The sequence below is a fragment of the Gemmatimonadaceae bacterium genome, assembly GCA_020846935.1.
GTDB lineage: Bacteria > Gemmatimonadota > Gemmatimonadetes > Gemmatimonadales > Gemmatimonadaceae > RBC101.
Map to the genome: position 1 here is coordinate 122,972 of JADLCY010000007.1, position 24,714 is coordinate 147,685.

The following is a 24,714-nucleotide window of genomic DNA, read 5'->3' on the forward strand; positions in this document are numbered from 1 at the left end:
CTTGGCATGACGCCTGCCACTCGCGGATCGGTTCAGCGACCCGGTCCTCGCGTGCCTCGACGATCGCACGGTGCAGACCAGGTGGCTCCGCACGCAGTGCCGGCACGAAGGCGGCGGGCAGACTGGGTTCCTCGTCGCGCCTGCGCTACGCGAGTCCGCCTCTCCCGAGGAGGTGCGCAGATCCGGTTCACGGTCGTATCGTGCGGACGACTCACTCCGGAGGCCTCGATGTTCCATCGTTGCTGCGCCCTGCTTCTCGTGACCGGCGCGCTGTCTGCCCGCGCGCAGACGTCCGAGGTGCTGATCACCGGCGCGTCCGTGATCGACGTGCGCTCGGGCGTGGCGCGCTCTGGTCTGACCCTCCGCGTGGCCGGTGGGGTGATCGCGTCCGTGGGCCCTGATCGCGGGGTGAGCCCCGCGCCTGGCGCACGGGTGATCGATGCGCGAGGGAAGTTCGTGATCCCCGGGCTGTGGGACATGCACATGCACTTTGGCGGTGGTGATTCGCTGATTGCCGAGAACCGCAATCTGCTGGGGCTGTACCTGGCGAACGGGATCACGACGATTCGGGACGCCGCGGGCGACCTTGCGACCACCGTGGTGGCCTGGCGCGACTCGATCGCGAGCGGCGCCATGGACGGGCCAACGATTTTCACCTCGGGGCCCAAGCTCGAGGGCATCCAGTCCATCTGGCCCGGCGACCTCGAGGTGGGGACGCGCGCGGAGGTCGACGCGGCGCTGGACCGGATCGTCGCGCTGCGTGCGGACTTCGTGAAGATCACCGACAACACGCTGGATCCCGAGCTGTTTCTCTACGCGTTAGGCGCGGTGCGCCGTCGCGGGCTCCGGAGCTCGGCGCACATTCCCCAGCCGATCGCGGTGCGTGATGCGGTCGAGGCGGGCCTCGGTTCGATCGAGCACCTCTCGTACGCCATCAAGGCCGGGTCACCGCGCGAGGCAGAGTTGGCGCGTCAGCGCGCGGAAGGGCGGATCCCGAGGCGCGTGCCGCCGGAGAATGCGGCGCAGGTATTCGACGAGGACATCGCGATGTCGACCTATCGGCTGATGGCGGAGAGGGGCGTCGCCATCACGCCGACGCTGAGCATCAGTCGCACACTGGCGTATCTCGATTCCGACGACCACACGCGGGATCCGGGACTCGCCTTCATCGGGCCCGGGTTGCGCGCGACGTACCGGGGTCGCGTGGAGGCGGCGGCGCGAGCGGATGCGGCGGGCATCGAGCGTCGGCATCGGAGCTACGAGTTTGCGAAGGCCAGGATTCCGCTGCTTCAGCGGGCGGGGGTGACGATCTTCGCGGGGACTGACGCCGGGTTCCTCAACTCCTTCGTCTATCCCGGCTTTGCCCTGCACCAGGAGATGGCGTTGCTGCAGGAAGCCGGGCTGACGCCGCTCGAGACGCTGCAGGCCGCGACGATCAACGGCGCGCGTTGGCTTGGCCAGGACCGTCGCTCTGCGGGGCTGGAGCCGGGGATGGTGGCGGACCTGGTGGTGTTGGACGCGAATCCACTGATTGACGTGCGCGCGACGCGATCGATCCGGGGGGTGATGGTGCGTGGGAGGTACTTTGATCGGGCGGCGCTGGATGCCATGCTCGACGAGGTGCGGCGTCGGGCCAGCGCGCCGAGTGGGGCGCGCCCGGACTGAGCCGGTTGGGCTGGCCACGGTGTTGCGCTTGACGGGGTGGTGCGCCACGATCCCCGCCCTTGCCCACGGAGTGCGTGTGTTCCCGACCGAGAAGGACGTCCGGTTCGATCGTCGACTCGCCGTGGTGCGGCGGGTGTCCTGGTTCGTGGCCGCGCCGCTGCTGATCTTTGGTGCCGTGCGCGTGACCGCCACCGGCACCGGCATTGCGCATTCGTCCGTGCGCGCGGCGATGATCTATGGATTCGTGCTGCTGGTGCTGCGGCTGGCCGGCAAGCGGACGATGGCGCAGATCACGACCTTTGATCTGGTGATCCTGCTGATCCTGAGCGAGGCGATTCAGCCGGCGATGGTGGGGGACGGGAGTTCGATGCTCAACGCCTTCGTGATCGTCGGGACGCTGGTGGCGATCGACGTGGCGTTAGGCGTGGGCAAGGATCGGAGCCCGACGCTGGCCCGCTGGCTGGACGACGTGCCGACGGTCCTGATCCGGGAGGGGGTGGCCGATGAGGCCGCGATGCGCCGTGTCCGGGTCGACCTGGGTGACGTGATGGAGTCCGCGCGGCTGCACCAGGGCATCATGGACCGCGCGCAGGTGCGTTATGCGATCCTCGAGCGGACCGGCGGGATTTCGATCATTCCGTGGGGCGGGGGCGCCGACGAGCGGCGCTGAAGCGCGCGGTGGCTGGCCTGTCTTCGGATGGCGCGGTGTTCACAGCGGCAAGGCGCTCCGAGGGGTTCCGCACAATTTTCGAACATTCGTCCCACGATTTATTGACACGCCTTCCGGGTGGGGGCATAATGGCGCGTTCCACGACAGCTGTCTCCGGAATCGGCTGACATACGTCAGCTGATCCCGGGTTCCCCTTTGCGTCCGAATTGCGCCTGCTCAGCCCTGCTGCCTCGCGGGTGTTTGCCCGCTGCAAGGAATGCCACACCCGGGCTGGACATCCCGGGAGCGCCGACCCCACGGCCTGTGGTTCGTAGTCACCCCGTTCACATGGAGGAACGCATGGTGAGACATGTCCGTAGCACAATGTCCCTGTTGGCTGTCCTTACGGCCATCGCCCCCGGAACGTTGGCCGCGCAGGGCGCCACTGGGACGGTCGAAGGGTCGGTACTGGAGCAAGGCTCCGGTCGGCCCCTCGGCAACGCGCAGGTGTTCATCGCCGGAACGACGCTGGGAGCGCTGACCAACGGGCAGGGCTTCTATCGTATCACCGGCGCCCCGGCTCGGCAGGTCGATGTCCGCGTCCGACTCATCGGATTCGGACCGGCCAGCAAGTCGGCCCTGGTTACGGCGGGGCAGACGTCGACGGTGGACTTCACGCTCTCCGTCTCGGCGCTTCAGCTGGAGCAGGTGGTCGTCACGGGGTCGGGTCAGGCGGTCGAAGTGAAGAAGCTCGGGAACACGGTGGCTACGGTCCAGCCCCCGCAGTTTGCGCCGATCTCGTCGCCGACCGAGTTGTTGCAGGGTCGTGAGCCTGGTCTCGTCGGCCTGCCGTCGTCGGGTCTCACAGGCGAAGGCGCGCGCATCCGCATCCGCGGCAATGCGTCGCTCTCCATGTCCAACGAGCCGATCATCTTCATCGATGGCATGCGCATGAACGCGCGTGGCGGCTTCGGCAACAACGTCGGCGCCGGCGGCGGCGGTTCGCCGTCGCGGTTGGACGACATTGACCCGGCCACGATCGAGCGCGTCGAGATCCTCAAGGGCGCTGCCGCGGCGACGCTCTACGGGACCGAAGCGTCGAACGGCGTGATCCAGATCTTCACCAAGCGTGGCAACTCGGGTGCGGCGCGCTGGACGTTCCAGGGCGAGCAGTCGATGCTCACGTATCCGGAAGACCGCGTGAAGCTGTCCTACGGCTGGGTGCGCCCCGGCACCGAGGCCAAGCTGTCGCAGTTCTACGGCACGCAGCTCAAGGCCTACGACATGATGGAGTCCGACTGGCCGCGCCGGCCGATGGACACGGGCCTGGGAACCCAGGGGAGCGGCACGGTGCAGGGCGGGTCGCAGAACTACACGTATTTCGTGGCCGGTCGCTATGGGCAGGAGAATGGCCCCGTCGGACTCGAGGAGTTCGGCACGGCGCGCGACTTCAACCGCAAGATCTCCGGCAACACGCAGCTGGGCATCGTGGTGTCGAACGACCTGCGCTTTGGCTTCCGCGCCGGGTATTACGACACGCACCAGGAGACGATCAACAACAACAACAACATCTACGCCGTGACCGCGCTCTCCATGTTCGGCAAGCCCGAACTGGCGAACTGCGACGCGTCGTCGGTGAAGAGCCCGCGCACGTGTTCCGGCGCCGGCAACGAGGCAGGGAACGCCGCCTTCATGACGGTCAAGGAGGCGATGGGCCAGGAAACGATGAACGACGCGGGGCGTTTCCAGGGCATCATTGACGCGACCTACACGCCGTCGTCGAGCGTCACCTGGACGTCGACGCTCGGTGTGGACGCGACGGACGATCGCTCATTCTCGTTCTCGCCCTTCGGCTACAACATCGACAAGTTCACGAGCCAGACGCCCAACGGCGCGCGTGGCTCCAACGCACGAAAGGATCGGCAGTACACGATCGACTCGAAGATCCTGTGGAAGTCGAAGATCCTCGGGCGCGAGTCGGACTTCGTCGTTGGCCTCCAGGGCTTCGTGAGCCGTACGTACCAGGTGGGTGGCTCGGACGCCAACTTCCCCGGCCCGGGCATCGAAGTCGTGGGCGCCGGCAACACGCAGGTCGTCAACGAGTCACTCAACGCGGCGACCAACGGTGGCTACTTCGTTCAGGAACAGCTGTCGGTGACGCCGTGGATGTTCGTTACGGGCGGCGCGCGCTACGACTACTCGTCGGCCTTCGGTGAGACGCAGAAGGGTGTGCTCTACCCCAAGGCGTCGATCTCGGTGGTCCCGTCGGACATGAGTGGCTGGGGCAGCCCGCTCGGCCTGAACACGTTCCGCGTGCGGGCCGCGATCGGCAAGTCGGGCCGTCAGCCCGGCGCGTTCGACAAGCTCACGACCTACCAGCCGATCACGTCGATCTTCGGGTCGGGCCTCCGTCCCCAGGGCCTTGGCAACCCCGCCCTCGAGCCCGAAATCTCGACGGAATGGGAAGCCGGGTTCGAGACGGGCTTCATGAACAACAAGGTGGGTATCGACTTCACCTACTGGAACCGCTCGGTGAACGACGTGCTCGTCGCCAAGCAGTTCGCCCCGTCGGGTGGCTTCCAGAACCTCCAGCTCGCGAACATCGGCAAGCTCGAGGCGCACGGCTACGACATCACCGGCAAGCTGTTCCTCGTCCAGAACAAGGACCTGTCGCTCGACCTGTTCGCCAACGGCGCGTACATCTTCCAGAAGGTGGCCTCGCTTGGTGGCGCTGCTCCGCTCAAGGTCGGTGGCTCGTATCCGCGCTATCGTAACTTCATCAAGGAAGGCGAAGCGCCGGGCGCACTCTTCGGAGCAAAGCTCGTACAGTCGTGCTCCGCGCGTCCCGCGAACGCGACCTACAAGTGCCTCCAGAGCGGTCAGCTGCCGTTTGACCAGAACGGTGATGGCGTTCCCGACACCGAGGCGCAGCTGCTCGCCTACCTCGGCCAGGCCCGCACGCTGGACAACCTGAACCTGATGCGTGTGGACGAGGACGGCGATGGCGACTTCCTCGACCATCCCGATGGCAAGCCGTTCCCGGATTGGCAGGGTGCCTTTGGTGCCAACCTGACCCTCAAGCGCAACTGGCGTTTTGCCACGCTGCTCGAGTACAAGGCGGGCAACTATCGCGTGACGAACCTGACCGACCAGTTCCGAAACGCGAATCCGCTGATCGGCCGCAATACGATCAAGGCTGCCACGGCGGAAGCCACGATCAACAATCCGGCGTCGACTGCACAGCAGCGGCTGGAGGCGGCGAAGTCGTGGATGACGCTCAAGGCACTGTCCCCGTACGACGGCCTCAATGGCACGGAAGACGGTTCGATGGTGCGCCTGCGCGAGATTTCGCTGACCTACACGGCACCGGCGGGCCTGGCTGCCAAGCTCGGAGCCAAGGATCTGGCGCTGACACTCTCGGGCCGCAACCTGTTCCTGTGGACGCCGTACACGGGCACGGACCCTGAAGTAAATGCCCAGGGTCGCGTGGACGGCGGCGGTCGTGACAACAACTTCCTCGATGCGGTCGACGCGTTCGGGTATCCGCTCTCGCGCCGTATTTCCCTCCAGGTCCGCCTCGGCTACTAAGGAGATCATGACGATGAATTCCTACACCCCCATGGGAATCCGCGTCGGGAGAGGCGTGCGCAACGCCGTGCTCGTCGTGGCCGCCGTCGCGGCCACGGCGTGCAACAAATTCCTCGAGGTGGAGAACCCCAACAACGTTGGTGACGAATCGCTTGGTAACCCGGCTGCGGCGGGGTCGATCGTGAACGGGGCGGGCGGCGCGACGATGCGTGCGCTCAACTCGCTCCTCGCGCCATACGGCGCGGTCACGGACGAACTCGTGTGGTCGGGGTCGCGTGACGCCTTCAAGCAACTCGATGATGGCGGCGTCTCCGATCCGTCGAACGAATACGTGGATGCGGCGAGCTTCCAGGTGTCGGAGGCGAGATACCTGACCGAGGAGTCGATCCAGCGCCTGCTTGGATTCCAGAAGGCGGGGAAGCTCACGGACGCCAATGACCTCGCCCGCGCCTACATGTTCGCGGCGGTCATGTTCCGCGTGATTCCGGACATGTACGACGACTACGTCATCAGCTCGTTCCGCACGGACAATGGAGATCCGGTGGGCGAGGCGAACATGGGCACGCTGTACGACAAGGCGATCGACTACGCCACGAAGGGCCTGGCCCTCGCCACGGACAACACGACGAAGGCCAACCTGACCGCGATGCGGGCATCCGCCCGGTTCAACAAGGCCATCTGGGCCAAGCTGAACCCCGGTGGTGCTGCGCCGGCGCAACCGCTCGTGAACGACGCGGCGGCGGCGACCGATGCGGCGGCCGCGTACGCGCTGATGACGGGGCTCAAGTACCGCTTCGACATCAGCCCGAGCGCCACGGCGTCGGGCAACCCGTCGTCGGGTTTCGAGATCAATCAGCGACTCGAACTCGCCGGTGGCGATCGCTTTGTCGTGCGCACCACGGCTGGCACGCGTGTGGCGTCGATCCGCATGGTCGATCCCATCACCAACCAGGCGGACCCGATCCTGAGCGAAAACGTGGAGCGGTGCTGCAAGGTGAACGCGACCTTCAACACCGACGGCAACTTCATCCCGTTTGCGGTCACGTCGGGTATCGATATGCAGCTCATCATCGCGGAAGTCGCGCTGGCCAACAACCAGATGACGACCTTCGCGACCGCCATCAACACGATCCGTACGGCCTACGGTCTTCCGGATTGGACGTCGGCGAGCACGGTGTCGGCGTCGGCGATCCTGCAGCACGAGCGCAGCGTGGGCCTCTTCATGCAGGGCCGTCGGTTGGCCGACCTCTATCGCTTCAATCTCAAGAGCGACAGGTGGACGACCACGTCTGACGCCGGCAAGCGAGTCGGGTGCTTCTTCTCGATCTCGATCACCGAGCGTCAGTCGAACGCCAAGGTGACCGCGCAGCCCACCTGCCGGCAGTCGTAAGGCAGGCAGTTCCTGAACGAAGTGACGCCGGCTCCTCACGGGGCCGGCGTCGTGTTTTCCGCCTAGCACCTCTACGAGGGCCGGTTCGCCCGTCGCTTCTCCGATAGGACGACGAGTAACGCTCACAACGATCAGCGAAACCACGGGGATGAACGGAACGAACAGGGACCCCAACGACATTCGCACTTCCAGCTTGGCGTCCGGCGTCAGTCAGCCATCGGCCACCACACGCAAACGCGCAGGAAACGTCGGTGACGTGCGACGCCTTGTGGGAAGCGGAAGGCTCGAGAACCCTGCGGTCGGCGGAGAGGACACCAGCCATGCGATCACGTAGTAGTCGCCGTCAATGCTTCCGTTGGGCCAACGATCGCCGAGTGTATCACGCCGTACGCGCAGGACGATTCTCACGGTGGTGCCGTGTCCGGGCTCAACTGCCACGGGGATGCGGGGACCCTCCGGGCAGGGCTGCGAAAATACGGCGTGGTCCGCGCTTGCGCTCCGCCGCATCAAGGTGTGACCACACGGGAACGTGTAGAACGGGCGATCATCCTGGTTGGTCACACTGACGCGGACACTCGTGCTGAACGTGCTCGTGTCGCGGATGATGCGCACCGTGTCGTCGAGCACAACCATGGACACTTGAACGTCAGGTAGTGTCGGCCCGCTCGAGCATTGAGCCAGCCCGCAGCATGCGACGAACACTACCACAAGATGCAACCATCGTCTGTGGCGCATTCCCAGTCCCGATTTGCAGTCCACGCCGCCCGGAGCGAACGGATTTTGCGGTACCCGCCGCTATGAATGTCAAACCATCGCCGCCAACAAGGCAGGACGCAAGCTGCAAACCCGACACGAGCCCACGGCCACAACGCGTGGCCAAGGCGAAGGAGGACGCGGGCGAAGAGATCGAGTGCGGCTTGGTTTGCCGTGCTCTACAACAGGCAGCGCGTCACCCTCTGACTCAGTCCGCCGGCATCCGGAAGCTCGGATCCCATCCCAGTTGCGTGACGGTTCTCGTGATGGAAACCGTGCCGTCCGGCTCCGCCACGTTGTAGACCCCGGCCTCACCGCGCGTGAGCGCCAGCCGCGCGGCCTCCGCGGCGGCATCGACGTGAACGGGCGCGGCGGATGGTGGGACGTCGGTCCAGGTGCCGGGACCATAGAGCCGACCGTAGCGCAGAACGACGCCACGAAACGGGCCGGAGAGCACCAGGCGCTCCATCACGTGAACGGCGCGCGCTGTCTGTGCGGCCATCTTGTCGGCGGCATCGATGTTCAGCGGGGCGTCTTCTGACTGCGGGATCGGTCCGGGCGCATACGCGAACGCGATGCTCTGCACGATGACGTGTCCAACGCCGGCATCGACGCAGGCATCGACCAGATGCCTGGTGCCGACTTCGCGGAGACGGGCATTGCGAGGCAGCGCTTCGCGGAGCGCGTCATGCTCGAACTGTTTGGGAAGGTCGGTGAGCTGGTGGATCACGGCCGAGGGTCGTGCGGCGAGCACCACCGCGTGGAGAGCATCAGCGTCAAGCACATCTACGATGGCGGGCGCGACGCCCATCGCCATGAGCGCCGGTGCCGCCTCGGCGCGCCGCGTCGTGCCGACCACTTGCCACCCGTCCGAGACGAGCAGGCGGCACAACACGCGACCGATGGCACCCGTGGCGCCGGCGACCAGGACTCGCTTCGCTGCGATCATGGTCACGCCGCTCGGTGGCTGGGCCGGGTCTTCACGGCCAGGGCCGCGGCCTGCTTGGGCCGTCATGGCTGTTCCGGGGTGGCGTGCGCGTGGCCACGCGCATCGGTACGACCTGCTGGGCGCGGCGGGCTCACGTCGCCGTCGGCGTCCACGACCACCCGTAGCGCCGGAGTGTCGAGGTCATCGAACTGGCCGCTGCGCGCGGCCCACACGTAGGCCCATAACGCCACTCCAACAATCAGAAGCGCCAGCGGGAGTACCACATAGATGATCGTCATACGGCAAACCTCCGCTCGCGCGGCGTCGCGTCAGTACGAACAGGCCGCTGCGGAAAGCTGCGTCCGTACCACGCGCCCGCAACCACGGTGAGCGAGCTGAGGGGCATCATCACGGCGGCTACCACGGGGCTGATCGTGCCGGTCATGGCCAGGCCCACCCCGACCGCGTTGTAGGCGAGTGAGAACGCGATGTTGCGCCGCACGATGCGCATGGTGCGCCGCGCGCCGTCGACAAGCTCGACGATCGGTCCAAGCCCCGGGCGCGCCAGCCATGCATCCGCTGTGGCAAGCGCTGCTTCGGCGCCGCCATGTACGGCGATGCCCACGGAGGCCGTCGCGATGGCCGCCGCATCGTTGACGCCGTCGCCGATCATGACCACGGTGCTCCGATCGCCGTCTCGTCGCAGCCGCTCGACGTGCGCCTGCTTGGCCTCCGGCGTTGCTTGCGACGTGACCGCCGTCGACGCGATGCCGACGCGATCGGCAACGTGCGCGCACACCGCCGCCGCATCGCCGGAGAGCATGACCGATGTCCAGCCTCGCTCGGCAAGGGCGCGGATCGCCGCCGCCGAGTCCCGGCGCACGGGATCTCCAAAGCCGGCGACCGCCGCGAGTCGGCCATCGACCGCGATCCATACCGGCGTGAGGTCGATGGGGAGTGCTGCCTCCAGCGGCGAGGCACCGGTCATTTGTGAACGAACAAACGATGGGGAGCCAACGACCACGTCGCGCGCGGCCACACGCCCGCGGATGCCGTTGCCGAGCATGTGGGTGGTCGCGTCGATGCTCGGTACCGCCAGCTTTGGCCAGGCCTGGCGAAAGCCCTCGGCGACCGGATGGAGCGAGCCGGCTTCGAGGGCGAGCACGAGGGGGCGCACATCATCATCGCCGTGCCAGGCCACGAGTGCGCTCGCCCCCTCGGTGATCGTGCCCGTCTTGTCGAGGACGATGGTGCCGTGGCCCGCAAGTTCCTGCAAGGCATCCCCACCACGTACAAAGATGCCGAGTCTGGCCGCGCGGCCCAGAGCGACGGTGACCGAGAGCGGCGTCGCCATCGCCAGCGCGCAGGGGCACGTGACGATGAGCAGCGCGATCGCGTGATCGAGGGCAGCGTCCGGGTCGCGCGGCAGCCAGACGGCCCACGTCACCACCCCGAGCAGCAGCACGGTCGCGACGAACCATCCGGACAACCGATTGGCGAGCAGGACCACGGGTGCGCGGCGTTGCGCGCTCTCCTCCACCTGGCGGAGCAGGCGAGCCACGCGCGTGGCTTCTCCAGCGCTGGTGACGCGCACCCGGAGCGGCGCACTGACGTTGAGCGTCCCGGCGTGTACCGCGTCGCCCGGCCCGACGGACACCGGTCGCGATTCGCCGGTGAGCCACGCGACGTTTACTGCGCTCGTTCCGTCGTCCACCACGCCATCGGCGGCGAGCGTATCGCCGGCGCGCACCACCATCACCATGCCGGGCAGGAGCGCCGCGGCGGGTGCCTCCTGCACCGTGCCGTTGGCGTCTTCGATGAGGCACCCGTTGGGCGTCAACGAATGCAGCAGCTCCGAGGCATCCGTCGCGGCGCGTTGCCATCGTTGCTGCAGGAAACGCCCGACGAGCAGGAGAAAAATCAGGAGGGCGATGCCGTCGAGATAGATCGGTCCGCGATCGGTGACCGTGTTGGCGACGCCGCGCGCAAACCCGACCGCAAGGGCGATAGCGATGGGAAGGTCGAGGTGCAGCGTGCGTGTGCGCACGGCAGCCCAGGCCCCGCGAAAGAAGACGCGACCGGGCCCGACGATCGCGGGGATGACGAGCAGCAGCGAGAGCCAGCGGAAGAACTGCTCGAACTCGCGCTCGAGTCCGGAGCCGAACCAGCCCGCATACATGGCGAGCGCCGCCAGCATCACGTTGATCGCGATCGCGCCCGCGACGCCTATCCGTACCAGTGCGGCCCTGTCCTCGCGTCGACGCACCTCCTCGCGCGCGTTGCCGTGGTGCGGATGCGGAGGATATCCGAGCGAGGCCAGCGTGCGCGCGACCGCGGAGAGTCGCACGGCGGTCGCGTCCCACTCGATGGTCACGATCGAGCGTCGGGCATCGAGCTCGGCGCGCACGAGGCCCGGCAATGCGACGGGCACGCGCTCGACGAGCCACACGCAGGAGGCGCAGTGCACGCCTTCGAGCACGAGCGTGACGCGCGCCAGCCCGCCCGTGATCGCCCGCACGTGAAGTTGGTGGAACGCGGGATGGTCGAACTCGTCGTAGGAACGCGTCGTGGCGGCCACGGCGATCGCCCGCCGTTCGGGAAGGTCGTAGTACCGATCCAGCCCGTGTGTGTGAAGGATCTCCCAGGCTGTGCGGCAGCCAGCGCAGCAGAACTGTTCCGTCGCAGCTGGACGTACCTCGCCAGCGGCAACCACGAGGCCGCAGTGCGTGCAGGCGACCTCACGCGAGGCGCGCGCTTCAGCGTGCGTGGTGAGCACTGGTGGCCGTGGAAGCGTGCGACACCATTGGCGTGAGGCGGCCGGCGATCGAAAGTGCGCCGATGACGATCACGGCTACGGCCGTCACGAGAGGGAGCCGCGTGCGGAAGCGGCCCGTGAGACGCTGCAGGCCAGCGCCGACCGCCAGCATGGCGGGGACCGTTCCCGCCCAGAATGCGATCATGACGCCAAGCGCCCCGGCAACGCTCCCCGTGCCGCCTGCGGTCGCCACGAAAGCATAGAGCCAGCCGCAGGGAAGCAATGTCGAGAGGAGTCCGATCGTGCCAGCGCGCGCGACGGGCGAGGCGTGGCGAGTGCGTGCGAGCGCCGGGCCCATCCAGCGGGAGGCAAACGACACACTGCCGGCGCCGACTCGCACCCCGTGCGCTCTGAGCACCAGTGACACGCCCCACGTGACGAGGAGTACCCCGGAAACAATGGCGGCCAATCGGCTCACACCCAGCATGGCGCCCGCGCCGTCCACGGTCGACCCGGCGAGCCCGGCGATTGCACCGAGGCCCACGTAGGAGACGAGTCGGCCGCCGTTGTAGGCCAGATGGGCCGCAGCGCCGCGGCGCTCACCGGCGTACAGGCACACGAACCCGCCGCACATCGCGGCGCAGTGCATCGAGCCAAGAAGGCTCGCGCCCAGCACCGAGAGGGTCAGCGCGAGTGTCACGGGGACGCCGGCGCCGCGGCGGGCGGCCGCGACACGGTAAGGCGCAACGTTTCCGTGAACCGCTGCGCACCGGCCTCCGCCGAAATGCGCACCTCCCATTCGCCCGGTCGGTCGGCGTCGATCGCCGCCGAATACTCACCCGGCGCCCGCGCGCCGAGTGCGACCTCCAGGCGTCGGGACGCGCGCGCGTTGTGCATCGCCTCCACGCGAACGCTGGCGCCGGCGATCATGCTGCCGACCCGATCCCGCAGCGTGACCGCGATGCGACCGGGCGCCCCGGGTTGGGCGAGTTCGAGGCGAGCCTGTGCACTCCAACCGAGCGCCGCGTTCGCGCGGGCCTGCGCCATGTGCGCGTCCCAGGTGACTGCCTTTCTATAGTAGTCGGGTTCGACGGCGAAGGCGGGATCGCTCCCGGCCACGGCCATCATCCACACATTGCCGGCCACCGTGAGCCCCAGCACGGTGGCGATGCCAGCCGGCCAGCCGTAGCGGGCCAGCGCGCTGCGCGTCGGTTGTGCTGCCGCGGACGCCTGGCGAGTGGTCATGGGGCTCCGTGTGTTGAGCTGGGGCCAGCGGGCGGCGTCCGGCTCGTGGCGCCGGTCGGGCCGAGGAGCTGGTAGGGGAACTCTTCGTCGAAGCCCGCGCCGTCGTCGACGCGGAGCCTGATTTCGTGCTGGCCCGCGGTGAATGCCGACTTGGGGAGGATCACGAAGAGGCTGAGTGTCTCCGTGGCGTTGTGCGCCACAGGGAACGGGTTGACCGGAATGATCACCTGGCCTCCGTCCGCGCCGATGATGGCGAGGCGATAGTTCCGCGCCTCGCCGGAGCGATTCGCGATGCGCACGCGCACCTGGTTGGAGATGGCGCCATCGGCATCCTCCCTGAAGGGTTGATCGAGGGCGCGGAGCAGCGTGACATCGGCGGTGGACTTGATGCTCAACTGCCAGGCAAAAATGCCCAGCAGCACGATGAGGCCCGCCGGGTAGAGAATGGTCCGGGCACGCAGCAGGTGCTGCGGTGCTCCCTCGAGCGCCTCACGCGAAGTGTAGCGGATGAGGCCCCGCGGGGTTCCGACCTGGTCCATGATGGCATCGCAGGCATCGATGCACTGCGTGCAGTGGATGCATTCCATCTGCAGACCATCGCGAATGTCGATGCCGGTGGGGCAGGTCTGCACACACGCCGAGCAATCGATGCAGTCGCCGGCGCCGGTGCGGTCGCGTCCCTTCTGCCGCGGCTCGCCCCGGCCCGGATCGTAGGCGACAATGACTGACGCGCGGTCGAGCAGGACGGACTGCCAGCGGCCGTACGGACACGCGATGGTGCAGGTCTGCTCGCGAAAGTAGGCGAAATCGAGGAACACGAGGATCGTCGTGACCGCCATGATGGCGAACGACGTCGGCTGTTCCACCGGCGACTGCGTGACCCAGACCTTGAGCTGGTCGACGCCGACGAAGTAGGCGAGGAACGTGTTGGCGAGGATCACGGCGAGCGCCGCGTAGACCGCGTACTTGAGCACGCGCCGGGGGTGCAGGTGCCCCTTGCCGCGGTCGATACCCAGGGAACCGGCGCGGCCACCCTCGAACCAGCGTTCGAGCGGTCGAAACAGGTACTCCATCCACACCGTCTGCGGGCACCCCCAGCCGCACCACACGCGACCGAACAACGCGGTGAACGACACGACCAGGAGGACGACGATGCCGAGAAAGATCATGAACAGCAGCGTGTCCGTCGGCAGGAACGTGTAGCCGAACAGCGTGAACTCGCGTCGCGGAGCGTCCAGCAGGATCAGCGGCTTGCCCCTTAGCTGGATGTGCGGGATCGCCAGGTAGAGCAGCATGAGCGCGTACGCCACGACGCGACGACGCGAGTTCCAGACGCCAGCGGACGGCTTGGGGCGAATCCAGCGGCGTGATCCGTCCTCGTTCATGGTCGGGAGAACCCGACCTCTGACCTTTGGGGGACTCGACATGTCCGGCTACGCTCGCGACATCACGGGACGACGGTGCCCTCGGCGGCCTTGCCGCCCGGCGCGTTGGTGCCCGCGATGGATGCGACATACGCCGTGACCACATCAACCTGGTCAGGCTTGAGGAGCTTACCCCAGTTGGGCATTCCCTTGGCCAGCACGCCGTCGTTTATGGTCTTGTGGATCTCGGCGAGGGAACTGCCGTGGATCCAGGCCTTGTCGGTCAGGTTGGGGCCGATGAGGCCTCCGCCGTCGGCCTTGTGGCACGAGGCGCAGTTGGTGACAAACACTTCCTTGCCTTTCGCCAGCGCCGTGGCGTCACCGGCCAGGGCGGCGAGGTCGGCCGATGACGACGCCGCCGGTTCGGGATGCGCCGCGCGGGCCGCCGCCACCTCGGCGTCGTACTGCGCGATGCGTCCGGGGCCGATCCCCACCCCGATGTTGAACCAGTACAGGACGGAGAACACCATGGTGGCGTAAAACAGGTAGACCCACCACCGCGGCAGCGGGTTGTCGTACTCCTGGATGCCGTCGTAGGAGTGCTCGATGAGGCGATCGGTGGAGTCGGAGGGCGATTTGTCCATGGGTCAGGTCTCGGAGTCGTCGTGCGGCGCGCGTGGGGTCTGCGGCTGGTCGTCGTCGAGCGGCATGCGGGCGGCGTGTCGGTACGTCTCGTGGTTTCGGCGCGAAAAGATGCGCCACACGATGAGTCCGAACGCGAGCATGAAGGCGACGAGCGCGACCTGGGCATAGGCATCGAGCTGTGCGCCGCTCATGACGTCGGTCAGGCTCACGGCTGCCCTCCCGTCGAGGCGGTGGCGCTACCGGTGGGCGTCTGGATGTCACGCCCGAGCCGCTGCATGTACGCGATGAGCGCCACGATCTCGCGGGACTCGAGCCCCGCGCGACCACCGGTGGACGCGAGATCGGCGGCGATGGTCCGCGCCTGTGCGCGCGCGAGGTCGGGCGCGCTGTTCACGGCGTCGCCGTAGGGCACGCCGAGCATCGTCATCACGTCGACGCGTTTCTGGATGCCGTCGAAGTCGAGGTCGCTCGTGGCCAGGTGCGGATACGACGGCATGATCGAGCGCGGGTTGATCTCCCGCGGATTCTCGAAGTGGCGCAAGTGCCAGAGGTTGCTCTTGAGTCCGCCCTCGCGCGCGAGGTCCGGCCCGATGCGCCGCGAGCCGAAGAGGAACGGATGGTCGTACACGGATTCGCCCGGCTTGGAGTATTCCCCGTAGCGCTCGGTCTCGAAGCGCAACGGGCGGATCATCTGTGAATGGCAGTTGACGCAGCCTTCACGGATGTAGATGTCCCGTCCGGCCAGCTCGAGCGGCGTGTACGGTTTGACCGACGCGATCGTGGGCACGTTCGACTTGATGAGGAACGTGGGGAGCATCTCGGAAAGCGACGCGACCAGCACCGCGATCGTCGTGAGCACGGTGAAGAGAACAGGCATGCGCTCCCACTTGCGGTGGAACGTCAGGTTCACGAAGCGCGCCCAGGCCGACGCGGGCACGTCTGCTCCCTCCCGGATCGGTTCTTCGACGTACACGGGCGCGAGCGCCGGTGCCTGGATCTCCGGCACGACGTAAGCGGCGGGACGTGTCTTCCACGTCCTGAAGATGTTCCAGGCAAACATCACGACACCGACCAGGTACAGCGTCCCGCCGAGCACGCGAACCCAGTACATCGGAATGAGGCGCGCGACGGTCTCCACGAAGTCCGGGTAGCTCAGGCGCCCTGTCTCGTCGAACGCGCGCCACATGAGGCCCTGCGTGACGCCCGCGCTGTAGATGGCCACCACATACAGCAGCACGCCGACCGTGGCGACCCAGAAATGCGCCTCGGCGAGTCGCTTGCTGTAGAGCTGCGTCTGGAACAGGCGCGGCGCGAGCCAGTAGATCATCGCAAACGTCATGAAGCCGTTCCACGTGAGCGCACCGGAGTGCACGTGGGCGATGGTCCAGTCCGTGTAGTGCGAGAGGGCGTTGACGCTCTTGACGGAAAGCATCGGGCCCTCGAAGGTGGCCATCCCATATCCCGTGAGTGCGATGACCATGAACTTGAGGATCGGGTCGTCGACGACCTTGTGCCAGCCACCGCGCAGGGTGAGGAGGCCGTTGATCATGCCGCCCCAGGACGGCGCCCACAGCATGACGGAGAAGAGCATGCCGAGCGTCGAGGCCCACTCCGGCAGCGACGTGTAGTGCAGGTGGTGCGGGCCGGCCCAGATGTACATGAACACCAGGGTCCAGAAGTGCAGGATCGACAGCCGGTAGCTGAACACCGGTCCGCCGGCCGTCTTCGGCATAAAGTAGTACATCAGTCCGAGGAACGGTGTGGTGAGGAAGAAGGCCACGGCGTTGTGCCCGTACCACCACTGCATGAACGCGTCCTGCACCCCGGCATAGATGCTGTAGCTCTTGAACAGGCCGGCAGGGATGACGAGGTTGTTGAAGATGTGCAGGATCGCCACGGTGACGATCGACCCGATGTAGAACCAGAGGGCGACGTAGATGTGCCGTTCCCGCCGGCGGATGAGCGTGCCGACAAAGTTCACGGCAAAGATCACCCAGACCACGGTGATCATGATGTCGATCGGCCACTCGAGCTCGGCGTATTCCTTGGTTTGGGTGAAGCCAAGCGGGAGCGTGATGGCGGCCGCGATGATGATCAGCTGCCAGCCCCAGAAATGCGCCTTGCTCAGTCCGTCGGAGTACATCCGCGCCTTGAGCAGCCGCTGTGTGGAGTAATAGATGCCGGTGAACATGGCGTTCCCGACAAAGGCAAAGACGACCGCGTTGGTGTGCAGGGGGCGCAGTCGCCCGAACGTGAGGTACGGCGCGATGTTGAGCGCGGGCCAGGCCAGCTGAATGGCGATCAGCAGGCCGACCAGCATGCCGACAAAGCCCCAGAGGATGGTCACGAAGAGGAACTTCCTGACGATGTCGTCGTCGTAGCTGAACGTCTCCAGCCGTGTTGACGCAGGCACCGGGTGCGCGTCGCCCATGGGTGTCCTTGAACAGATGTGCGGGTAAGGTGGATCGGGCATGCAGGTCTCCGACGCGCATGCCGGTTGGCGCGGAGAATCTTGGCCTTCGGTGACGCGTGAGCGGTAGGGAAGGAGACGGCGCTGCGTCAGGTAATGCCGGACGTGAGAGTGCGAGATTTCCCGAGTGAGTGAGGGGAAACTCCCGGAGTGCCAGGTCGCCCCCGTCGCTCTACTGTCTCGGTACCGGCCGCTCCCAGACGTTCAAACCCATGGCACACGAATACTCCGTCGACGACCTGATCGACTTCCTGGAGTACGCGGGGGACTGCGGTCTCCTGCCCGCGACCACCGCGCAGACGCTGACCGCGGCGGCGCGCACCGTGCTTGGCGTCCTCGACGATGACGAACGGCAGCACCTGGACCAGCAGGATCTCGACGTCGTGGTCGACCGGTTCACCGAGCAGCGGGGCAAGGACTTCTATCCATCCTCGATCCGCGAATACGCTCGGCGTGTGCATCGGGCCGTCGGACTCTTCCGGCGGTGGAGGGAGGATCCCGACGGCTTTGGTGCACAGGGCCGGGCATCGAGCGGCGCGCGCAGGCGCGAGCGTGCAGGGGACGCGGGGGCGCCCTTTGTGGACGCTGATGACCCGGCAGCGGCCTGCCGAACGCCGCGACCGGGCCGCTATCACTCGGCGCTTGCGGTGCGGCCCGGCGTGGTGGTGACGCTGTCGAACGTACCCTGCGACCTGACCGGCGAAGAGGCGGAGCGGCTGGCCACCTTCGTCAGGATGCTCGTCGTCACCCCCTGAGTCCCGACAGCCGGTCGCGCCGAGGGTGAGGGTTGCAGGAGCCGGCGAGCGATCTCAGCCTTGCCGTCGAGTCCTGGACCGGAGACCTTCTGGTGGCCAATTCCGGGAGGAACTGCCATGCGGGGCGCAGCAACCAGGTCAGGGATTGCCCTGCTGACGTGCCTCGCGGCCGGGGCGTGTGGCGGCGTGCGTGAGGAATCCAGGCCGTCGTATCTGTACCTGTGGACGGCCTCGGCGGACTCCACGCAGCCTGATTTCCTGGCCGTCCTCGACGTTACCGAAGACACCGGCCGCTATGGGCGTCTCGTCACGACGCTCCCGGTGCCTGGCCGACTGAACGTGCCGCACCATACGGAGCACGAGATGCCGGCCGACCGTCAGCTCTTTGCCAACGGTTTTGCCTCTGGGCAGACGTTTGTGTTCGATCTGACCACGCCGACGCAGCCCCGGATTGCCGCGCAGTTCGGCGACGTGGAGGGTTACGCGCATCCGCACTCATTCCTCCGACTTCCGACCGGGAACGTGCTGGCCACCTTTCAAATGCAGCATGGCAGCAGCGGCGTGGCGCCAGGCGGGCTCGTCGAGCTGTCGACGGACGGAACGGCGATTCGCGCGCGCTCGGCGAATGCGCCGGGCATCGATCCCGCGACGCGAGTCTACAGTGCCGCGGTGGTACCCGCGCTCGATCGGGTCGTGAGCACGACGACCGACATGGAGGGGGACGCCGCCGCGTCCCGGCAGGTGCAGATCTGGCGATTGTCGGATCTCACGTTGCTTTCGACCCTGACGCTGCCCGACGGGCCTCGAGGGTCCGAGTCACTCCTGACCGCAGAACCCCGTGTGCTCGCTGACGGTCGGACCGTGCTCGTGTCCACGTTCAACTGCGGGCTCTACCTGCTCGAAGGGCTCGAGGGCGCCGCGCCCACGGGGCGGCTCGTGGCCTCGTTCCCGCAGAAAGACGGAACGAACTGCGCGATTCCCGTAGTCGTGGGCTCGTACTATCTGGTGACGGTGCCGGCGCTGAACGGCGTGGTAAGCCTCGACGTGAGCGACCCGGCGAACCCGCGCGAGGTGAGTCGGATTGCGCTCGGTCCCGACGACGTCCCGCATTGGCTGGCGGTGTCACCCGACCGGCGTCGCGTGGTGATCACCGGTTACGGAGCGATGAGCGACCGCGTGGTGATCGCGCGGTTCGACTCGACGACCGGTCGGTTGTCGATCGACGCCCGGTTTCACGAAGAGGGGGCCACGCAGTTCGGATTCCGGATGTCGGGCAAGACGTGGCCGCACGGCGGTACGGCCACCGTGTCGCCGCATGGTGCGGTGTTCTCGCGTTAGGTCACGTTCGGGTGCCCGCCGTGCGGCTTGCGGGTGGCGCTGACCGCGGCCTGAGCACGCGATGAGGGAGATGCCGGCCGGAGCGCCGCAGGCGCGGACTGACGCGGGCGTGGCCACACCGCCGCGACCGATGGAGCTGGCGCGCTACTTCCTCGAGTTGGGGACCACCGGCTTTGGTGGCCCGATCGCCCTGGTCGGGTACATGGAGCGGGACTTCGTGGACACGCGTCGCTGGGTGACGCGCGAGGAGTTCCGCGACGGACTCGCATTTGCGCAGCTTGCCCCCGGTCCGCTCGCCGCGCAGCTCGCGATCTACCTGGGTTGGCGCGCACACGGAGCGCGCGGTGCGACGATTGCCGGCGTGGCGTTTGTCATGCCGTCGTTCGTGATGGTGCTTCTCATCGCGATCGGGTACGTGCAGTTCGGGGGCGCGCCATGGCTGGCCGGCGCGTTCTACGGCATCGGATCGGCGGTCATCGCCATCATCGCGCGGAGCGCCATCAAGCTGGCCCGCGGCACTGTCGGCAACGACGGGCTGCGCTGGCTCGTCTTCCTGGTCACCGGCATCGTGACCGCGTGGACGGAGCGTGAACTCGTCTGGCTGTTCGTCGCCAGCGGGGTCGTGGTGATGATTGCACGCGCGCGCTGGCGGCCGTCGGCATCCGCGATGGTCTGGGCGCCGCTTGCCGTGCAGGACTCGGCCGTGACCGGATGGCTCGGCGCCGCAGCGCCCGGAATGCTGGTGACGATCTTCGCCTTCTTTGCGAGCGCAGGCATGTTCGTGTTTGGCAGTGGGCTCGCGATCGTGCCCTACCTGCACGGCGGTGTCGTCGTGGAGCATGGCTGGCTCAGCGAGCGGCAATTCCTGGATGCCGTTGCGGTCGCGCTGGTCACGCCGGGGCCCGTCGTGATCACGGTGTCGTTCATCGGATACCTGGTGGCCGGCGTGCTGGGTGCGGTGGCCGCGTCAGTGGCGGTGTTTGCGCCCGTGTACTTCATCACGCTGTTGCTTGCGCCATCGTTCGAGCGATACAAACACAATCCGCAGGTGCGCGCGTTCGTGGACGGCGTGACCGCGGCGGCGACGGGGGCGATCGCCGGTGCGGCGGTGGTCCTGGGTCGGCGCGCCATCACGGACCTGGCCACGGCGTTGATTGCACTGGCGACGGCCGGGGTGTTGCTGCGGTGGCGGCGCGTTCCTGAGCCGCTCGTTGTCCTTGCGGCGGGCGTTGTGGGGCTGGTGGTGCGGCGATTCACGGGCTGAACCGGTGCAGTTAATGGTGAAGGGTCGCCGTCGCCGCCGGGGCGCAATCAATCCCAGAGGAGCACCGCGCCGTGTCGGGTCAGGAGCGCCTGGTACGCCGCCCCGGCGTATTGGGTGGATTCAATCGGTCGTCGAAACACCTCTTCGGTGGGGGGATCGATGACCAAGTGTGGGCGCCGAAGATCGGCAAAGAGCACGCGACGGCCGCTGCGTTCACCAGGACGACCGCCGGTGGGTCGACGCGCTGATCGCGTGCAGTTCTGGAAGGCGATCGCTCGGGGGTTCTATCCGGAGGCAGCCGTCGCCGAGGCCCGTGTGTCGTGGGTGGTGGGCGCCCGATGGTTCCGGCAAGCTGGTGGCATGCCTCCGACCCACTTCGCCGCATCGGCGCCGCCGCTCAGCGGCCGGTATCTCTCGTTCGGTGAGCGCGAGCAACTCGCGCTTCTACGCGCCGCGGGTCATGGTGTGCGGGAGTGCGGCCGTCGACTCGGTTGGGCCCCGTCGACGATCTCCCGTGAATTGCGACGCAATGCCGCCACTCGAAGCGGTAACTTCGACTACACGGCAACGACCGCACAGTGGCACGCGGATCGCGCGGCCACGCGTCCCAAGCCCGCCAAGCTGGCGGTGAACGCACGACTGCGGCACGATGTGCAGGAGCGATTGGCTGGCCTGATCGCGACGCCGACCGGCCAGCTGGCCCCGGACCACCGGTCGCGTGGACTGGACGAAAGCGCGGCCGACGGCAGCATCGACGGTGGGCGCGCGCGTGGAGTCCCACACAGATCGCCCAGCGTCTTCTGCTGGATTTCCCCGACGACCCGACGATGCGCATCAGCGCCGAGGCCATCTATCAATCGCTCTACATCCAGGGTCGTGGGGCGCTGCGACGGGAACTCACGGCGTGCCTGCGCACGGGGAGAGCGTTACGGGTGCCTCGGGCACGGACCGGTCGATCCGGCAAACACTTTGTCACCCCCGAGATCATGATCAGCGCGCGCCCCGCTGACGTGGCGGATCGTGCGGTGCCGGGACACTGGGAGGGCGATCTCATTCTTGGCCTCGAGAGCTCAGCGATCGGCACACTCGTCGAGCGTACCACACGCTTCACCCTGTTACTGCATCTCCCACGCATGGCCGCTCACTATGACGGCCGACGGAGTACCGACACCAAGAATGGCCCTCCGCTGGCCGGACATGGTGCCACCGCAGTCCGATCGGCGATCGCGCGGGCGATCAAGCAGCTACCGACGCAGCTTCGAAGGTCCCTGACCTGGGATCAAGGTGCCGAGCTTGCGGAACACGTCCAACTTCGCCTGGATACCGGACTCGCGATCTACTTCTGCGATCCACGCAGCCCGTGGCAGCGTGGCACCAACGAGAACACCAACGGCCTGCTGCGGCAATACTTCCCAAAGGGCACGGATCTCAGCGACTACACCGCCGCCGATCTCGCGGCGGTCGCACTCGCGCTGAACTCCCGGCCACGAAAGACACTGAACTGGCAGACCCCTGCCGAAGCATTGAACGAACTACAACGATCTACAAACACATCACCTGTTGCGACGACCGGTTGAGTTCGGGTTGCGACCCACGGTCGCTGTGGTGGACGACCGGGCCGTCGAGCGCGCGGTCGTACCGGGCCTGCTCCAGCGCGTCCAGGGCGAGATCGCTGCGCAGCGACGTCGTGGCGCGCCAGCCGACGATGCGGCGCGCAAACACATCGATCACGAACGCCACATACACAAAGCCGCGCCACGTCGCCACGTACGTCAGGTCCGCCACCCAGAGCTGATTGGGCCGCGTCGCCGTGACGTCCCGCTGCACCAGGTCCTGCGGCCGCTCGGTGACCGGGTCGGGGATCGTCGTCCGCACGCGACGCCCGCGCACCACGCATCGCGTCGCGCCCGGGCGGGTGCCCGAGCCGGGTCCCGTTGTCGGGCTTTGGCCTCGTAGTAGGTTGCCGGAGCGATCGGCAGCACAGCACAGATCGGCTCGACTCGGTACACCTCGCGGTGGGCATCCACAAACGCCACCATCACGTCCCGCGGCGGTCGAGCTCCGCCTGGGCAAAAACGCCGACGCCTTGCGCAAGATCTCATTGGCGCGCCGCAGCTCCTTCACCTCACGCTCCAATTCCTTCACCCGTGCCTGGTCGGCGCTCGTCACCCCAGGGCGCCGGCCCGTGTCGACCTCCTGCCGCTTGACCCACTGCCACAACGTCTGGGTCGAACAGCCGATCTTCGTGGCAATCGACGTGACGGCCGCCCACTCGGAGGCATGCGAGCCCCGCTGCTCGCGCACCAGTCGGATCGCCCGCTCACGTACTTCCGGAGAATACCGCGTGCGCTTGTTCATGACTCCATTCTCTCATGAAATGGAGCCTCCGGGAATCCCGGGTCGATTCAACCGGCAAGTTCACCGACGAGTGCCTCAACGAGAACTGGTTCGTGAGTCTCTGCGACGCGCAGCGAACGATCGAAGCGTGGCGGATCGACGACAACGTCGCTCGGCCGCATCGCAGCCTCGCCGATCGCACCCCGGACGAGTTTGCGAAAGCTCAACTGATCACTGCAACTTCAACCAACCCCCAACCGGACTAACTAAACCTCTGGTACAGGAATGGGGGTCAGGTCAAATCGGCTCCTTCGCATCCACTACGCTCGGCTCTCGCCGCGTCGAGGACTGATATAGTATCTGGATCAGCTTTCGGGGGTCGACTCAGCAACTCATATTCCCAAGGCAGGGTCGCCTAGACCCTTCCCGTTCGTCACACTGTCTCCGAGGCTCATCGCTTTGAGAGGAATCACCCGTACCGGGGCTCGGCGTCCTATGCCCGCACTTGCTATTGTTGCTGCGCTTTGCTTGGGATGTATGGAGGACAAACAGCCAGTAGGCCCACGCCTAGGCGTACCCCAGCCTACTGTAGAGTTGAAGGTAGGGGACGGATGCTCACGTTTTGAGGTGCGCTTCGACTCGGCCGCCGGTCCACCCGTCCTGCAGGAAATCTACGGTACGCCATACTGCCTAACGCACGAGATTAAGCTACTGAGCGACACGGCGGCGATCTTTGATCCTACCACGGGATCGCTACGAATAGGGATCGTGATAGAGAACGTTGGCACGCGTCCCCTCGTGCCGAGAGTTAGGGTACGGTTCAATGCGGACAGTGTGCTCCGCTACAACGGCAGCGACCAACTGGTAGCTGGCGCTTCGGATGTGTTAGGCTACTTGCCGGACTCGGCGAGCTCGAACGGTCGAATAGCACTCTACTGGTTTGACGATGTACTCGCTCCTGCGACGGAGCTGAAAGTCCTTCGACCCGGTGACCGCACGCAGCGACGCTGGATAGAGTTGCGAGGTACGACCTGGACAGCGCGGATGCGACTGAAGCTGGCGGCGGTCGGTACCTATCAGGTCGTACCCGCACTGCCACCGGACTCTCTCCCTGCCTCGCTCGCCAACACTGCGAGTCACGTTGCCCTAGGGTCGGGAACAGCCGGCGTGTTTGTGCGGGATATGATAACGTTGCAGTTTGCTGGTACGGCGACACAAGCGCAGAAGGACAGCATCGTCGCGTCGGTGTCCGGGACCATCGTAGGCGGAAGGCAATTTGGCATCGAGGGAGGCGGTATCTACGTAGTCCGGCTCCCCAGTGATCCCACACACGCACGCATTGCCTCAGCAATTGCTTCGCTAAAGTCTCACTCTGCCGTGCGAGCCGTTGCGCGCTACGTACTGTGGAACATCAAGGGGGACTATTTGCGTCCCGTAGATGGTGTAGTGGTTCAGCCAGAATCGCACTTTAGGTCGGTGTGACGAAGTGACACTTTCCCCTCATCCGGCGAGGCGCCGGACCCTGGAGGGATGAGTGATGAGCAGGAAGGCTGACAAGGCGCGGCGAC

Annotated in this window: 19 protein-coding genes, 1 pseudogene and 1 other annotated feature; of the genes and pseudogenes, 9 read left to right on the forward strand and 11 right to left on the reverse strand. The window is 66.7% G+C overall.

Features of this window, described 5'->3' with window-relative positions; all coding sequences use genetic code 11:
* The first annotated feature begins 228 nt into the window (after window positions 1-228).
* The 4 genes from IT361_09370 to IT361_09385 all read left to right on the forward strand — a co-directional run bounded on the left by IT361_09370 (window position 229) and on the right by IT361_09385 (window position 7,292).
* Window positions 229-1,665, forward strand: coding sequence for an amidohydrolase family protein (locus tag IT361_09370; GenBank protein ID MCC6317887.1), 1,437 nt, complete (start codon window positions 229-231; stop codon window positions 1,663-1,665).
* A 229-nt stretch (window positions 1,666-1,894) separates the two neighbouring features.
* Window positions 1,895-2,335 (forward strand): DUF421 domain-containing protein, encoded by a 441-nt coding sequence (locus tag IT361_09375; protein ID MCC6317888.1) that lies wholly within the window; start codon window positions 1,895-1,897, stop codon window positions 2,333-2,335.
* Window positions 2,336-2,698: 363 nt separating this feature from the next.
* Window positions 2,699-5,902: a SusC/RagA family TonB-linked outer membrane protein gene (locus tag IT361_09380; protein MCC6317889.1), complete on the forward strand. Its 3,204-nt coding sequence runs from the start codon at window positions 2,699-2,701 to the stop codon at window positions 5,900-5,902.
* Between the two features lie 13 nt (window positions 5,903-5,915).
* Entirely contained in the window at window positions 5,916-7,292 is a 1,377-nt protein-coding gene (locus IT361_09385) for a RagB/SusD family nutrient uptake outer membrane protein (GenBank protein ID MCC6317890.1), read from the forward strand.
* Between the two features lie 210 nt (window positions 7,293-7,502).
* On the opposite strand, the gene IT361_09390 is transcribed toward IT361_09385, so the two are convergent.
* The 10 genes from IT361_09390 to ccoN form a co-directional block, all read right to left on the reverse strand.
* Window positions 7,503-7,925: a hypothetical protein gene (locus IT361_09390; protein ID MCC6317891.1), complete on the reverse strand. Its 423-nt coding sequence runs from the start codon at window positions 7,923-7,925 to the stop codon at window positions 7,503-7,505.
* A gap of 328 nt (window positions 7,926-8,253) precedes the next feature.
* Window positions 8,254-8,994: an NAD(P)-dependent oxidoreductase gene (locus tag IT361_09395; GenBank protein MCC6317892.1), complete on the reverse strand. Its 741-nt coding sequence runs from the start codon at window positions 8,992-8,994 to the stop codon at window positions 8,254-8,256.
* Window positions 8,995-9,056: 62 nt separating this feature from the next.
* Window positions 9,057-9,272 carry a cbb3-type cytochrome oxidase assembly protein CcoS gene (ccoS, locus tag IT361_09400; protein ID MCC6317893.1) on the reverse strand — a complete coding sequence of 72 codons (216 nt, stop codon included), beginning with the start codon at window positions 9,270-9,272 and terminating at the stop codon, window positions 9,057-9,059.
* Window positions 9,269-11,749 carry a heavy metal translocating P-type ATPase gene (locus tag IT361_09405; protein MCC6317894.1) on the reverse strand — a complete coding sequence of 827 codons (2,481 nt, stop codon included), beginning with the start codon at window positions 11,747-11,749 and terminating at the stop codon, window positions 9,269-9,271. Before IT361_09405 ends, ccoS begins: the two co-directional genes overlap by 4 nt.
* Window positions 11,730-12,428 (reverse strand): sulfite exporter TauE/SafE family protein, encoded by a 699-nt coding sequence (locus IT361_09410; GenBank protein MCC6317895.1) that lies wholly within the window; start codon window positions 12,426-12,428, stop codon window positions 11,730-11,732. Before IT361_09410 ends, IT361_09405 begins: the two co-directional genes overlap by 20 nt.
* Window positions 12,425-12,973 carry a FixH family protein gene (locus IT361_09415; protein ID MCC6317896.1) on the reverse strand — a complete coding sequence of 183 codons (549 nt, stop codon included), beginning with the start codon at window positions 12,971-12,973 and terminating at the stop codon, window positions 12,425-12,427. The genes IT361_09410 and IT361_09415 overlap by 4 nt, the downstream gene beginning before the upstream one ends.
* The gene (gene ccoG / locus IT361_09420) at window positions 12,970-14,358 is read right to left on the reverse strand and encodes a cytochrome c oxidase accessory protein CcoG (GenBank protein ID MCC6317897.1); all 1,389 of its coding nucleotides are present in this window, start codon (window positions 14,356-14,358) and stop codon (window positions 12,970-12,972) included. The genes IT361_09415 and ccoG overlap by 4 nt, the downstream gene beginning before the upstream one ends.
* 62 nt (window positions 14,359-14,420) lie before the next feature.
* Entirely contained in the window at window positions 14,421-14,981 is a 561-nt protein-coding gene (locus tag IT361_09425; GenBank protein ID MCC6317898.1) for a c-type cytochrome, read from the reverse strand.
* A 3-nt stretch (window positions 14,982-14,984) separates the two neighbouring features.
* Window positions 14,985-15,191 carry a cbb3-type cytochrome c oxidase subunit 3 gene (locus IT361_09430; protein ID MCC6317899.1) on the reverse strand — a complete coding sequence of 69 codons (207 nt, stop codon included), beginning with the start codon at window positions 15,189-15,191 and terminating at the stop codon, window positions 14,985-14,987.
* Window positions 15,188-17,413: a cytochrome-c oxidase, cbb3-type subunit I gene (gene ccoN, locus IT361_09435; protein ID MCC6317900.1), complete on the reverse strand. Its 2,226-nt coding sequence runs from the start codon at window positions 17,411-17,413 to the stop codon at window positions 15,188-15,190. Before ccoN ends, IT361_09430 begins: the two co-directional genes overlap by 4 nt.
* 251 nt (window positions 17,414-17,664) lie before the next feature.
* Between ccoN and IT361_09440 the strand changes: the two genes are divergently transcribed.
* The 4 genes and pseudogenes from IT361_09440 (at window position 17,665) to IT361_09455 (ending at window position 22,386) form a co-directional block, all read left to right on the forward strand.
* On the forward strand, window positions 17,665-18,207 hold the full coding sequence (locus IT361_09440) for a hypothetical protein (protein ID MCC6317901.1): 543 nt from the start codon (window positions 17,665-17,667) through the stop codon (window positions 18,205-18,207).
* A 117-nt stretch (window positions 18,208-18,324) separates the two neighbouring features.
* Window positions 18,325-19,545 (forward strand): hypothetical protein, encoded by a 1,221-nt coding sequence (locus IT361_09445; protein MCC6317902.1) that lies wholly within the window; start codon window positions 18,325-18,327, stop codon window positions 19,543-19,545.
* Between the two features lie 130 nt (window positions 19,546-19,675).
* Entirely contained in the window at window positions 19,676-20,809 is a 1,134-nt protein-coding gene (gene chrA / locus IT361_09450) for a chromate efflux transporter (GenBank protein MCC6317903.1), read from the forward strand.
* A 360-nt stretch (window positions 20,810-21,169) separates the two neighbouring features.
* Window positions 21,170-22,386: pseudogene (locus tag IT361_09455) on the forward strand (IS30 family transposase).
* Here IT361_09455 and IT361_09460 read toward each other — a convergent pair.
* Window positions 22,352-22,699 (reverse strand): DDE-type integrase/transposase/recombinase, encoded by a 348-nt coding sequence (locus IT361_09460; GenBank protein MCC6317904.1) that lies wholly within the window; start codon window positions 22,697-22,699, stop codon window positions 22,352-22,354. The pseudogene IT361_09455 and the gene IT361_09460 sit on opposite strands and share 35 nt — an antisense overlap.
* 74 nt (window positions 22,700-22,773) lie before the next feature.
* Window positions 22,774-22,889 (reverse strand) — a sequence feature (AL1L pseudoknot).
* A gap of 292 nt (window positions 22,890-23,181) precedes the next feature.
* Between IT361_09460 and IT361_09465 the strand changes: the two genes are divergently transcribed.
* A complete protein-coding gene (locus IT361_09465) occupies window positions 23,182-23,412 on the forward strand; it encodes a transposase (protein ID MCC6317905.1) in 231 nt (76 codons plus the stop codon).
* The last annotated feature ends 1,302 nt before the right edge of the window (window positions 23,413-24,714 follow it).

Excerpts from the sequence above, each read along its gene's own strand:
- ccoN (MCC6317900.1), bottom strand. The coding sequence starts at position 17,413 with ATGGGCGACGCGCACCCGGTGCCTGCGTCAACACGGCTGGAGACGTTC.
- IT361_09445 (MCC6317902.1), top strand. The coding sequence starts at position 18,325 with ATGCGGGGCGCAGCAACCAGGTCAGGGATTGCCCTGCTGACGTGCCTC.
- IT361_09385 (MCC6317890.1), top strand. The coding sequence starts at position 5,916 with ATGAATTCCTACACCCCCATGGGAATCCGCGTCGGGAGAGGCGTGCGC.
- IT361_09380 (MCC6317889.1), top strand. The coding sequence starts at position 2,699 with ATGTCCCTGTTGGCTGTCCTTACGGCCATCGCCCCCGGAACGTTGGCC.
- IT361_09395 (MCC6317892.1), bottom strand. The coding sequence starts at position 8,994 with ATGATCGCAGCGAAGCGAGTCCTGGTCGCCGGCGCCACGGGTGCCATC.
- ccoG (MCC6317897.1), bottom strand. The coding sequence starts at position 14,358 with ATGAACGAGGACGGATCACGCCGCTGGATTCGCCCCAAGCCGTCCGCT.
- IT361_09440 (MCC6317901.1), top strand. The coding sequence starts at position 17,665 with ATGGCACACGAATACTCCGTCGACGACCTGATCGACTTCCTGGAGTAC.
- IT361_09425 (MCC6317898.1), bottom strand. The coding sequence starts at position 14,981 with ATGGACAAATCGCCCTCCGACTCCACCGATCGCCTCATCGAGCACTCC.
- IT361_09390 (MCC6317891.1), bottom strand. The coding sequence starts at position 7,925 with ATGGTTGTGCTCGACGACACGGTGCGCATCATCCGCGACACGAGCACG.
- IT361_09375 (MCC6317888.1), top strand. The coding sequence starts at position 1,895 with ATGATCTATGGATTCGTGCTGCTGGTGCTGCGGCTGGCCGGCAAGCGG.
- IT361_09465 (MCC6317905.1), top strand. The coding sequence starts at position 23,182 with ATGAAATGGAGCCTCCGGGAATCCCGGGTCGATTCAACCGGCAAGTTC.
- IT361_09415 (MCC6317896.1), bottom strand. The coding sequence starts at position 12,973 with ATGACCACTCGCCAGGCGTCCGCGGCAGCACAACCGACGCGCAGCGCG.
- ccoS (MCC6317893.1), bottom strand. The coding sequence starts at position 9,272 with ATGACGATCATCTATGTGGTACTCCCGCTGGCGCTTCTGATTGTTGGA.
- chrA (MCC6317903.1), top strand. The coding sequence starts at position 19,676 with ATGGAGCTGGCGCGCTACTTCCTCGAGTTGGGGACCACCGGCTTTGGT.
- IT361_09370 (MCC6317887.1), top strand. The coding sequence starts at position 229 with ATGTTCCATCGTTGCTGCGCCCTGCTTCTCGTGACCGGCGCGCTGTCT.